The sequence below is a fragment of the Noviherbaspirillum sp. genome, from assembly GCF_035254685.1.
Taxonomy (GTDB): domain Bacteria; phylum Pseudomonadota; class Gammaproteobacteria; order Burkholderiales; family Burkholderiaceae_D; genus Noviherbaspirillum.
In genome coordinates, this window is sequence record NZ_DATFAI010000016.1 from 66,693 (window position 1) to 78,586 (window position 11,894).

The window sequence follows — 11,894 nt, forward strand, 5'->3', positions numbered from 1 at the left end:
CTATCCTTTCGCAGATCCGTGTATCCGTGTTTCATTCGCGTGCGCCCGGAGCATTGGACGTGTCCCGTGCAGGCATGTCTGTACCGCGACGGCGTCCGCGGGCAGGTTCGTCCGCCTGGCCGGATGCCTGGTCGACTGTCAGGATTTCAATGCGCTCGGACCTGCCGAACGGAAGCGCGACTTCCACCGTGCCGCCGACAGGGCGGCCGATCAGTGACATCGCCAGCGGAGCGAGGATGGAGATGTGGGCGGACAAGCCGTTGCTTTCCTGCGGGCAGACGATACGCACCGCGCGGCGTTCGCCGGTGCCTGCGATGCGATAAGTCACATCCGAATACAGCCCGACGCAATCGTTTCCCGAGGCGTTTTCTGGAAGCGGGATCGAGCTGGAGACGAGGTCGACCAGATCGTCGGCAAGGTCCATGTTTGAATCCTTGTTGCTGAGCAGATGCTCGGCGAGCGTGCTGAGGATGGCAGCATCCTCCTGAGACAGGTAGCGTTGATTTTTCATGGCAAAAAGACCCCTGCGGCCGCTGCGCGAAGCGCGTGGCCGACGAAAGAAATGCACAGGACGCGACGCGCTGGGCGCGTCAGCAGAACTTCAGGACTGGTGCGGGTGCTCGGGAGTGCGGAGAAGGCCGGGTGGCTCTCTCAGGCGCTCACCGAGCCCAAGAGAGGAAGGCGAGACCTCGGGTAGACAGCCGCGTGCAGAGGACATTCCATGTGGAACGTGCGCACGACGAACATTGTGGGAGACAAGCAGAAGCGAGTGAAACGGCCACGCGCGCGATTCCCTTGTCCAGGGACGAACAATTGCCATTCGAAAGAATGCGAAGCTTGTTCATGCGCAATGGTGAAATGGAGGCCGATTGAGACTGAGTATATACACTTTGTCCGGACCGTCAAGCCGGCCTTCCGGCTGCTCGCGCGCCCTGGATGCGCAAGCGATGCACTCTCCCGGTCTGGGGTAAACTTTGCCGGTCCATTGATCACTTTCCCATTTCAATACGGAGAATCCAGGCATGACCTCTTTCAAGGCCTATCAAATCGAGCAGGATGAAAACGGAAAGGCTTCCGGCCGCATGACACAGCTGAGTCCGGAACAGCTTGATGAGGGCGAGGTGACGATTCGCGTTCATTATTCCAGCGTGAACTACAAGGATGCGCTTGCAGCGACCGGCAAGGGCAAGATCATCCGCCGCTTCCCGTGCGTCGGCGGCATCGACATGGCCGGCGAGGTCACTGAAAGCACCGATGCCCGCTTCAAGCCCGGTGACAAGGTGATCGCGACGAGCTTCGACATCGGCGTGGCGCATCACGGCGGTTACGCCGAGTTTGCGTGTGTGCCCGGGCGCTGGGTCGTTCCGCTGCCGGAAGGGCTCGATCTGCAAGCATCGATGGCACTGGGGACTGCCGGATTCACTGCGGCGCTTGGCATCGTTCGCATGGAGGACAACGGATTGGCACCGGAGAATGGCCCGGTCGTGGTTACCGGCGCAACCGGCGGCGTCGGCGGGCTGGCCATCGATATGCTCGCGCAGCGCGGCTATCACGTCGTTGCGCTGACGGGCAAGGAAACGGAGGAAGATTACCTGCGCATGCTCGGTGCTGCTGAAATCATGCTGACGTCGACGATCGACCTGGAAAAGGTGCGCCCGCTCGAGGCAGGACTCTGGGCCGGCGCCGTGGACAATGTCGGCGGGCCCATTCTGCACTGGGTGCTGTCGCACATGAAGCAGGCGGGGACGGTCGCCAGCATCGGCAATGCCGCCAGCTTCAAATTGGACACCACCGTGTTCCCGTTCATCTTGCGCGGTGTCAGCCTGCTGGGTGTTGATTCCGGCTACATGGGATTCCCGACGCGGCAGCGCGTGTGGGACCGTCTGGCCACTGACCTCAAGCCGCGCCATCTGGCAGAGGTCACGCGCGTGATCGATTTCGATGCGTTGCCGGGGTGCTTTGACGACTTCATCGGCGGGCGCGTCAAGGGACGCACTGTGGTGAAGATAGCGGCATAACTGCGAGCGGAGAAAACATGGATCTGCAACTGCAAGACAAATACGTACTGATCACCGGCGGAAGCAAGGGAATCGGCCTTGCCTGCGCGATGGAATTCCTGAAAGAGGGCGCGCGCGTCGCCCTGGTCTCTCGCGATGCTGCCAATCTGGCGCACGCAATGGAAACCCTGAAGCAGGCGATTCCCGAGGCGTCGGCACGCATTTCGACCTTCGCGGCAGACCTGGCCAACGCAGAAGTGGCCGCAAGCGTCCTGGACCAAGCGGAACAGGCAGGCGGGCCGGTTGATGTTCTCGTCAATTCCGCCGGCGCGGCGCGGCGAACGCCTCCCGATGAACTGACGCCGCAAGCCTGGCACGACGCAATGCAGGCAAAGTACTTCACGTACATTCACATGATGGATCCGCTGATCAAACGGATGGGGCAACGCGGTTCGGGCGCGATCGTCAATGTGGTCGGCGCCGGCGGCAAGGTGGCGGGGCCGATCCATCTTCCCGGCGGCGCAGCCAATGCCGCACTTATGTTGGCCAGCGCCGGCCTCGCCGCTGCCTATGGTCCGAAAGGTGTCCGGGTGAACGTGGTCAATCCTGGGCTGACTGCGACGGATCGCCTCAAGGAAGGTATGGCCGCCGACGCCAGACTCAAGCAGATCAGCCTGGATGAGGCGATGCGACAGGCCAATGAGCGCCTGCCGCTGCGACGCATCGCCGAGCCGGAGGAAATCGCCAATGCGGTCGTTTTCCTGGCGTCGCCGCGTGCCAGCTATATCACCGGCGCCATTCTTGCGATGGATGGCGCAGTCACGCCGATGGTGTGACGCTGCCTGCTCCGGCGGCGTGATTTCCTTCATGCCGCCTCGCTGTGCAAACCTTCAGGCGAAAAAAAAACCCGCAGGCCGTGAGGCTTGCGGGTAAATCCAATTCAAGAAGAGTTGGAGGAGACAGGTGTAAATATACTGCGGCGCAGCAAATCTGGCTGCTTTATTCTGGTGATATGTGGATATTCACAAATCGAATAATGAGTAGTCGTACGACTTTCTCTATCCCGTAACCGAGGGTTTGGCCTTCTTCGCCAGGTACATGGCTTCGTCGGCGTGCTTCAGCAGTTGTTCGATACGGTCGCCATGATCCGGATAAAGTGCAATCCCAATACTGGGAAACATCTGTAGCGACCGGTCACGCAGCACGATCGGCCGCTGCGTGGCAGCCCGGATTTTTTCTGCGATCAGCATGGCATCTTCCGGCTGTTCAATGTGTTCCAGCAGGATGACAAATTCATCTCCACCCAGGCGCGCGACGGTATCTTCCTTGCGCACGCATTGTTTCATGCGGCGCGCGATTTCCTGCAGAAGAAGATCACCGGTGGCATGCCCGAGCGAATCGTTCACCTGCTTGAAGTCGTCCAGGTCGATGTACAGCACTGCCGCGCGCTTGTCCTCGCGCCGCGCACGGGCGAGAGCGGCGTCCACGCGATCGTGGAAGGAACGGCGGTTGGGCAAGCCGGTCAGGTCGTCGTGCCGTGCCAACCTCTGCAGTTCCGCATGCAAACGCTGCCGTTCGATGGCGGTAGCAACCTGGGTTGATACGTACTGCAGAAGTTCCTTGTCTTTCTCGGTGTGAGGCACGCCCAGCGAGCTCTTGACGATCAGCGCACCGATTACCCTTTCCTGCAAGATCAGTGGGGCGGCCAGCCAGGATTCGCCGTCATCCTGACGGGAGATCGTGCCGGGCGCGCGGGATGCCGCTTTCTCCTGCAGGAGTATCGGTTGCCGGCTTCGGATGACATCGGTGCAAAGCCGGCGTGCCGTACTTTCTTGTACGAGCGGCGAATCGCCATAGCTGTCGAGCTGGTACGGAATATCGATCAGGCCATCGTGCTCCTCGCACATTGCGACGACGAAGCCTGTCACGGGAACGAGCGATGCGATGACGCGATGCACTTCACGAAACAGTGCGACAAGATCTCCTGTCGAGTGAGCCGCTTCAGAGATCGCATACACGGCCGCCTGCACGGCTTCGGCACGCTTTTTCTCGGTGACATCGCGTGCCACGCCAATTCTCAGGCGGGCCTCTTCGGACCAGCGGGCGGACCACATGATGTGCACGATCCGCCCGTCCTTTCGGACATAGCGGTTTTCAAAGCCGATCCTCGCGTGGCCGGCGACGACATGCATCGCTTCTTCCCAGGTTCTTGCGCGATCTTCGGCCAGGACGAACTCGATGAGGGATTTGCCGATCATTTCATCGGGCGTATACCCGAAGATCCGTTCGGAGGCGGCATTCACATAAACGACACGGCCACGGACATCGACCATGACGACGGCGTCGAGCAGCAGGTCGGCGAAATCCGGAAGCGCGATGGGTGTCTTTACATCCATGTCAGATGAATTGCATCAGGTTTGGGGGCGGTTTTCAGATGGGCCGGAATCCATGGAGACTGTTGGTATGATGGCATGGATTGACTAAAAATTCAGGCGGACGGCACCAGTTTGATGAATTAGTTTGAACGTCCGCAACGCTCCGTCAGATCAACCACGACAAAGAAAACGGCACATGCGCCGGGTGAACCAAGAGTAGCATCTGTAGCGATGGTGGACGATGGCCTGAGCGCCACGAACGCGAGCCCTGATTTCTGCCCGATTTGATCCAGGGCAAAGACACCCGTGCGGTGTCTCCACCATTCTCGCAAGTTCATTTCTCGCAACCAACCTTGGCGATTGAATTCGATGGACAAGAAAATTACTGCTACGCTCATCCCCGGAGACGGGATCGGACCGGAAGTCACGGCGGCGACTGTACGCGCTCTCGATGCGCTCGGAAGCCCGTTTGAATGGGACACGCAACATGCTGGCATGGCCGGCGTCGAGCATTGCGGGGATCCTGTGCCGCAGCAAACGCTGGACAGCATCCGTCGCAACGGCCTGGCCCTGAAGGGTCCGCTGACGACGCCGGTCGGCGCCGGCTTCCGCTCCGCAAACGTCCGCATGCGCGAGGAATTCAAGCTGTACGCCAACGTGCGCCCGGTGCGCACCATCATCCCCGGCCGTTACGAGAACATCGACATCGTCCTCATTCGTGAAAACATCGAAGGACTGTACGTCGCGCATGAACACTTCATTCCCGTCGGTGACGATCCGCGCGCGGTTGCGGTGTCGACCGGCATCAACACGCGTGACGGCGCGCGGCGCATCGCACGCTTCGCTTTCGAATATGCGCTCAAGCACGGCCGCAAGAAGATCACGATCGTGCACAAGGCCAACGTGCTGAAGGCGCTGACCGGGATTTTCCTGGAGGCCGGGCGCGAGGTCGCGAAGGAATACGAAGGAAGGATCGCGGTGGATGACCGCATCGTGGACGCCTGCGCGATGCAGCTGGTGCTCAACCCATGGCAATTCGACATGCTTCTCTGCACCAACCTGTTTGGCGACATCCTGTCGGACGAACTCGCGGGTCTCGTCGGCGGATTGGGGCTTGCGCCCGGCGCCAACATCGGCAAGGATGCGGCGATCTTCGAAGCGGTCCACGGCTCCGCGCCGGATATTGCGGGCAAGGGCCTGGCCAATCCGATTTCCCTGCTGCTGGCTGCGGGACTGATGCTCGACCATGCCGGGAAACCTGAGCTCGCCGAGCGCCTGAGGAACGGCATCCAGCAAACGCTGATGGAAGACCAGGTCAAGACACGCGATCTGGGCGGCACAGCGTCGACAGATGAATTTACGGCTGCCTTGATCAAGCGCCTCGCGTAAATTGCCACTTGCTCGGGCGCCGCATCATTCTGCGCCGCCCGAGTGCGGGAATCGTTGCGTTGCCTGCAAGCCGTTTCTCGTTTTCCGGATCCCAGATCCCGGATTCCGCGCCCCATTTCCCGCTTCCTGTCTGCCTTCATCCTTCCTGACAAAATTGTCAGCAACGCGTCAGCGTCGTGACCTGCTGCGGCGCCTAAGATGTGAGCTTGTCCCGAAGGTGCAGGCCTCCGGCTTGTCGGCGCCTTCGTCTCGCTCTGAAAGCACCTTGTGAGATTTCTCCTCAGCTCTTTTCGACGATCAATGCTGGTGGTCACGCTGGCACTGACGGCCTGCGCCAGCGGGCCCGATTATGTGCGCCCGGCTCTCCCGTTGCCCGCCGCGTATAAGGAAAGCGGGCCATGGAAACCCGCCGAGCCGCAACTGGCCGATACGAACCACCCGTGGTGGGCGCACTACGGCGATACGGAACTCGATACGCTCGTCGCGCAGGCGAACGAGGCCAACCAGAACATCCGCATGGCCGAGGCGCAGTACCGCCAGGCACGTGCAACGGCGCAACTGGCGCGCGCCGGATATGCGCCCACGCTCGGTGCCGGCACCTCCATCGGCCGGGCACGGACACACACGGCTCCGACTCCGGCCGACAGCAATGCGCTGACGCTGCAGGCAAGCTGGGAGCCCGACATCTGGGGCCGCGTGCAGCGTTCCGTCGAGGCCGGCGAAGCAGCCCTCCAGGCCAGTGAAGCCGACCTTGCCGGCGCGCGTTTGAGCATTCAGGCCGAGCTGGTGCAGGATTACCTGCAACTGCGCATCACCGATGCCGAAAAGGATTTGATCCTGCGTACGGTGCAGGAATATGAAAAGGCGCTGTCATTGACGCGCAGCCAGTACAAGGCCGGCGTCGTTACCCGTGCTGACGTCGCCTTGGCCGAGACGCAGCTGCAATCGGCCCGCGCGCAGGCCATCGACCTGGACGTGCGCCGCACGCAGTTCGAACACGCTATCGCTATCCTTACCGGCAGGGCGCCCGCCGAAGTGACGATCGCGCCCAGACCCTCCGGCACGCCGGGCATAGCTTTGCCTGTCATGCCTGGGGGCCTGCCTTCGCAGTTGCTCGAGCGGCGTCCGGATATCGCCGCTGCAGAACGTCGCGCCGCTGCCGCCAATGCCCAGATCGGCGTGGCGCAGTCTGCCTACTTCCCGAGCCTGGTGCTCAACGCCAGCGGTGGATTCGCCAGTGCCGGGTTCTCGCAATGGATCACGGCGCCGAGCCGGGTCTGGTCGCTGGGCGCCGCACTGGCCGAAACGATTTTTGATGGCGGAGCGCGCTCGGCACGTACTGACCAGGCCGTCGCCGCTTACGATGTCGCCGCCGCGCAGTACAAGCGGACCGTGCTGGCCGGCTTGCAGGAAGTTGAGGACAACCTTGCCGCGCTGCGTGTGCTTGACGCCGAGCGCGCGATGCAGGAATCGGCGGTCGAGTCCGCGCGCGTTGCCGAGCGCACCAGCCTGGCCCGTTACCGTGCCGGGACGACGACCTACCTCAGCGTGGTCACGGCACAGACCTTGCTGCTGTCGAACGAACGCAGCGCGCTGCAGGCATTCGCGCGCCAGCTGGCCGCCAGTGCTGCGCTGGTCAAGGCGCTGGGCGGTGGCTGGAATGCTGCCGGGCTGGCCGCAGGTGCAGACGGGTCAGCGGCTGCGCCGCAAACCACGCATGTTCAAACCGTTCCGGCCGGCTCATGACTTTGCCGCCACATTCGACCATCAAACCCATGGCTTCTTCATCTTCTTCCTCCTTGCGTCGCTGGCTGCTTCTCGGCGTGATCATCCTGGTGCTGGCAGCGATCGCTTGGTTCGCGATGCGTGACCGCAGCCAGCCGGCAAGCCCGCGCGAAGTGGCTGCCGTGCCGGCAACGCTGGTCAAGGTGGCGCGTGAGAACGTCCCCCATTTCCTCGTTGGCGTTGGCACGGTGCAAGCGCAGGCCAGCGTGACGGTCAAGAGCAGGATCGACGGGCAGCTAGAGCAGATCAATTATGTGGAAGGGCAGGACGTCAAGGCCGGCCAGGTGCTGGCACAGCTCGACGCGCGCCCCTTGCGCGCGCAGCTCGAACAGGCACAGGCGCAAAGAGCGCGCGATGAAGCGCAGCTGGCCAATGCCAGGCTCGACCTCGAGCGCTACCAGCAATTGATCAAGGAAGATGCGACCTCGCGTCAGGCGCTGGACACGCAGCGCGCACTGGTCGCGCAGCTGCAGGCGGCGGTGCAGACCGACAAGGCGCAGATCGACTATGCGAAGGTGCAGCTTGGTTACACGACCATTACCGCTCCGCTGTCGGGGCGCGCTGGCGCGCGCCTGGTCGACCCCGGAAACATCGTGCGTGCCGCTGACGCGAACGGCCTCGTCGTGATCAACCAGATCGATCCGATCGCGCTGGTCTTCACGCTGCCGGGCGATACCGTGACGGAGATCAACCGCGCGCAACAGGGCAAGCAGCGACTCGCGGTGTTCGCCTATGAGCGCGGCAATGATGCGCCACTGGCGCAAGGTGAGCTGGTGCTGCTGAACAACCAGATCGATGTGGCCAGCGGTACCGTGCAGCTCAAGGCACGCTTTGCCAATCCGAAGCATCTCTTGTGGCCCGGCCAGTATGTCAACGTGCGCCTGCAGCTCCGCGAGTACCAGGATGCGCTGACAGTTCCGGCGCCGGTGGTGCAGCGCGCCCAGTCCGGCACCTACGCTTATGTGGTCGGCACCGACGGCAAGGCGCAGATGCGTCCGATCGACGTGCTGCAGATCCAGGATGGCAAGGCTGTCGTCAGCAAAGGCTTGCAGGAAGGAGAGACCGTGGTGCTGGACGGGCAATACAAGATCAAGCCGGGCGTGCGTGTCGTGTCTGGCCCGCAAGGCAAGCCTGCGGGATTAGCGTCAGCGCCGGCAAAGTCGGCAGCATCAGCATCAGGGAGCGGCCAGTGAGCGTTTCCGCCGTCTTCATCAAACGCCCGATCGGCACGTCGCTGCTGGCGCTCGCCATCCTGCTGGTCGGCATTGCGGTCTGGCCGTTGCTGCCGGTGGCGCCCTTGCCGCAGGTGGACTTTCCGACCATCCAGGTATCGGCCAACCTGCCCGGCGCCAATCCGGAGACCATGGCCTCGGACGTGGCGCAGCCGCTCGAACGCAAGTTCTCGCTGATTCCCGGCCTGTCGCAGATGACATCGACCAGCACGCTCGGCAGCACGCAGATCACGCTGCAGTTCGACCTCAACCGCAATATCGATGCCGCCGCACTCGACGTGCAGTCGGCCATCAATGCCGCAGCCGGTCAGTTGCCGAGCAACCTGCCGAGCCCGCCAAGCTTCCGCAAGACCAACCCTGCGGACTCGGCGATCGTGGTGCTGGCGGTGCAGTCCGATACCTTGCCGCTGACGCGCGTCAACGAATACGCCGACACCATTCTCGCCCAGCAGATTTCGCAGATTCCCGGCGTGGGCGACGTCGGCATCGGCGGCGAACAGAAGCCGGCGGTGCGCATCCAGGTCGACCCCGCCAAACTGGCTGCGCTGGGGATGAGCCTTGAGGAGGTGCGGACCGTGATCGCATCAAGCACGGTCAGCCAGCCCACCGGCAGCATCAATGGCAAGCACCAGAGTTTCGCGGTCTATACCAACGATCAGGTGCTGGAAGCCGATCATTGGAACGATATCGTGCTGGCTTATCGCAACGGCGCACCGGTGCGGGTGCGGGATATCGGCGTTGCCATCGAGGGACCGGAAAACACCTTCGGCGGCGGCTGGGCTTATTCCGGCGCTGCGGCCACACCCGAGAGCCCACAGCACAACGGCCGCGCGCTGATCCTGTTCGTCCACAAGCAGCCGGGCGCCAACGTGATCGAGACTGTGGACCGCATCAAGGCCGCGCTGCCGAAGCTGCGCGCAGCACTTCCGCCGACGGTCTCGGTGACGACACTGGTCGATCGCACCCAGAACATCCGTGCCTCGGTGCACGATGTCGAATTCACGCTGGTCATCACCATCATCGCGGTGATCCTGGTGATCTATGTGTTCCTGCTGAACGTGCCGGCCACCGTGATCCCTGGCCTGACCGTACCGCTGGCATTGCTGGGCACGGCGGCAATGATGTATGTGCTCGATTACAGTCTGGACAACCTGTCGCTGATGGCGCTGACCATTGCGGTCGGCTTCGTGGTCGACGACGCAATCGTGATGCTGGAAAACATTTACCGGCACATCGAGGATGGCATGAAACCGCTCGAGGCCGCCTACAAGGGCGCGTCCGAGATCGGCTTCACTATCATTTCGATCTCGGTTTCGCTGGTGGCCGTGTTCATCCCGCTGCTGCTGATGGGCGGCATTGTCGGTCGCCTGTTCCGCGAATTTGCGGTGACGGTGACCTTGACCATCATCGTATCGGTCGTGGTGTCGCTGACGCTGACGCCGATGCTGTGCTCACGCTTCCTGTCGAGCGAACATGCGAAGAAGCACGGGCGATTGCACCATCTGTTCGAGCACGGTTTCGACGCGATGCTGGCCGGCTACAAGCGTGGACTGGATTTCGTGCTCAAGCATGAATTCAAGACGCTGTGCGTGTTCCTCGCCACGCTGGCGCTGACGGTGGTGATGTTCGTGCTCAGTCCCAAGGGCTTCTTCCCGCAACAGGATACCGGCACCATCTATGGGTTTGCCGAGACGGCGCAGGATGCCTCGCCCGAAGCCATGAACGATCGCATGGTGGAGCTGGCGGAAGTGGTGCGCAAAGACCCGGACGTAACAGGCTTCGGCATGTTCTCCGGCCGCACCAGCGCCAACACCGGCTCCTTCTTCATCGCGCTCAAGCCCAAAGATGAGGGCCGCACGGCGACTGCCACGGAAATCATCGCGCGGCTGCGGCCGCAGCTGGCGAAGCTGCAGGGCGTCAACCTGTTCATGCAGGCGCCGCAGGACATCAACGTTGGCGGCCGCCTGTCGCGCACGCAATATCAGTACACACTGACCGACACCAACCTCGACGAGCTCAATACGTGGGCGCCGCGCCTGCTGGAACGCCTGCGCAAGCTGCCTGAGTTGACCGACCTTGCGTCAGACCAGCAGAACGGCGCCGCCGCTGCAAAGCTGACCATCGACCGCGCGCGTGCCGCGAGCTTCGGCATCACCCCGGCCATGATCGACGCAACGCTGTACGATGCCATCGGTCAGCGGCAGGTGGCGCAGTATTACACGCAGACCAATAGTTACCATGTCGTGCTGGAAGTGACGCCGCAGCTGCAGAAAGACCCGGCCTTGTTCGACAAGCTCTACATCAATTCGCCATTGACCGGAAAACCTGTGCCGCTGTCCGCCTTCGTCAAGGTGGACACCACACAGACCGCTTACCTCCTGATCAGTCACCAGGGACAGTTCCCCGCAGTGACGCTTTCCTTCAACCTGGCGCACAACGTGTCGCTCGGCGACGCTGTCAAGGCAATTGGCAAGGCGGAGCGGGAGATGGGCATGCCCGCCACCCTGAGCGGCAGCTTCCAGGGCACGGCCAAGGCCTTCGGCGAATCGCTCGCCACGCAGCCCTACCTGATCGCTGCTGCGCTGCTCGCGGTGTATATCGTGCTTGGCCTGCTGTATGAAAGTTACATCCACCCGCTGACCATTTTGTCCACGCTGCCCTCGGCGGGACTGGGCGCGCTGCTGATCCTGCGCCTGGGCGGATACGACCTGAGCGTGATCGCCCTGATCGGCATCATTTTGCTGATCGGCATCGTCAAGAAGAACGGCATCATGATGATCGACTTCGCGCTGCACGCCGAACGCGAGCGCGGGCTCGAGGCGCACCAGGCGATCTACGAAGCTTGCTTGCTGCGCTTCCGCCCCATTATGATGACGACAATGTGCGCGCTGCTCTCCGGCCTGCCGCTGATGCTGGGCCACGGCGCCGGTTCGGAACTGCGCAGGCCGCTGGGCTATGCGATGGTGGGCGGCCTGCTGGTATCGCAGGCCATGACACTCTTTACCACGCCTGTTGTCTATCTCTATCTCGATCGGGCACATGACTGGTACATGCGCCGCAAGCAGGCACGTATGGCGCATGCCGTGCCGGAACTGGCTGGAGAATGAACGCGCCCG

8 protein-coding genes are annotated in these 11,894 nt (G+C 62.4%); 6 read left to right on the forward strand and 2 right to left on the reverse strand.

The genetic code is table 11. The features are described 5' to 3' along the window. Nucleotides 1-31: 31 nt before the first annotated feature. Nucleotides 32-511: a GreA/GreB family elongation factor gene (locus VJ698_RS04050; protein ID WP_324101403.1), complete on the reverse strand. Its 480-nt coding sequence runs from the start codon at nucleotides 509-511 to the stop codon at nucleotides 32-34. A 511-nt stretch (nucleotides 512-1,022) separates the two neighbouring features. On the opposite strand from VJ698_RS04050, the gene VJ698_RS04055 reads away from it, so the two are divergent. Together VJ698_RS04055 and VJ698_RS04060 are read left to right on the forward strand one after the other, a co-directional pair. Next, nucleotides 1,023-2,018, forward strand: a complete 996-nt coding sequence (locus VJ698_RS04055) for an oxidoreductase (RefSeq protein WP_324101404.1) — start codon at nucleotides 1,023-1,025, stop codon at nucleotides 2,016-2,018. A 17-nt stretch (nucleotides 2,019-2,035) separates the two neighbouring features. After that, a complete protein-coding gene (locus VJ698_RS04060; RefSeq protein ID WP_324101405.1) occupies nucleotides 2,036-2,833 on the forward strand; it encodes an SDR family oxidoreductase in 798 nt (265 codons plus the stop codon). A 222-nt stretch (nucleotides 2,834-3,055) separates the two neighbouring features. Here the strand turns inward: VJ698_RS04060 and VJ698_RS04065 are convergent, their stop codons facing one another. Next, nucleotides 3,056-4,393 (reverse strand): sensor domain-containing protein, encoded by a 1,338-nt coding sequence (locus VJ698_RS04065; RefSeq protein ID WP_324101406.1) that lies wholly within the window; start codon nucleotides 4,391-4,393, stop codon nucleotides 3,056-3,058. Nucleotides 4,394-4,741: 348 nt separating this feature from the next. Between VJ698_RS04065 and VJ698_RS04070 the strand changes: the two genes are divergently transcribed. From VJ698_RS04070 to VJ698_RS04085, 4 genes are all read left to right on the forward strand, one after another. Continuing rightward, on the forward strand, nucleotides 4,742-5,761 hold the full coding sequence (locus VJ698_RS04070) for an isocitrate/isopropylmalate dehydrogenase family protein (RefSeq protein ID WP_324101407.1): 1,020 nt from the start codon (nucleotides 4,742-4,744) through the stop codon (nucleotides 5,759-5,761). A 300-nt stretch (nucleotides 5,762-6,061) separates the two neighbouring features. Beyond that, nucleotides 6,062-7,507 carry an efflux transporter outer membrane subunit gene (locus tag VJ698_RS04075; protein WP_324101408.1) on the forward strand — a complete coding sequence of 482 codons (1,446 nt, stop codon included), beginning with the start codon at nucleotides 6,062-6,064 and terminating at the stop codon, nucleotides 7,505-7,507. Between the two features lie 29 nt (nucleotides 7,508-7,536). Then, the gene (locus VJ698_RS04080; protein WP_324101409.1) at nucleotides 7,537-8,739 is read left to right on the forward strand and encodes an efflux RND transporter periplasmic adaptor subunit; all 1,203 of its coding nucleotides are present in this window, start codon (nucleotides 7,537-7,539) and stop codon (nucleotides 8,737-8,739) included. Further along, the gene (locus VJ698_RS04085; RefSeq protein WP_324101410.1) at nucleotides 8,736-11,885 is read left to right on the forward strand and encodes an efflux RND transporter permease subunit; all 3,150 of its coding nucleotides are present in this window, start codon (nucleotides 8,736-8,738) and stop codon (nucleotides 11,883-11,885) included. The genes VJ698_RS04080 and VJ698_RS04085 overlap by 4 nt, the downstream gene beginning before the upstream one ends. The last annotated feature ends 9 nt before the right edge of the window (nucleotides 11,886-11,894 follow it).

Coding starts and splice junctions, on each gene's coding strand:
- VJ698_RS04050 (WP_324101403.1), bottom strand. CDS start 511: ATGAAAAATCAACGCTACCTGTCTCAGGAGGATGCTGCCATCCTCAGC.
- VJ698_RS04055 (WP_324101404.1), top strand. CDS start 1,023: ATGACCTCTTTCAAGGCCTATCAAATCGAGCAGGATGAAAACGGAAAG.
- VJ698_RS04060 (WP_324101405.1), top strand. CDS start 2,036: ATGGATCTGCAACTGCAAGACAAATACGTACTGATCACCGGCGGAAGC.
- VJ698_RS04065 (WP_324101406.1), bottom strand. CDS start 4,393: ATGGATGTAAAGACACCCATCGCGCTTCCGGATTTCGCCGACCTGCTG.
- VJ698_RS04070 (WP_324101407.1), top strand. CDS start 4,742: ATGGACAAGAAAATTACTGCTACGCTCATCCCCGGAGACGGGATCGGA.
- VJ698_RS04075 (WP_324101408.1), top strand. CDS start 6,062: ATGCTGGTGGTCACGCTGGCACTGACGGCCTGCGCCAGCGGGCCCGAT.
- VJ698_RS04080 (WP_324101409.1), top strand. CDS start 7,537: ATGGCTTCTTCATCTTCTTCCTCCTTGCGTCGCTGGCTGCTTCTCGGC.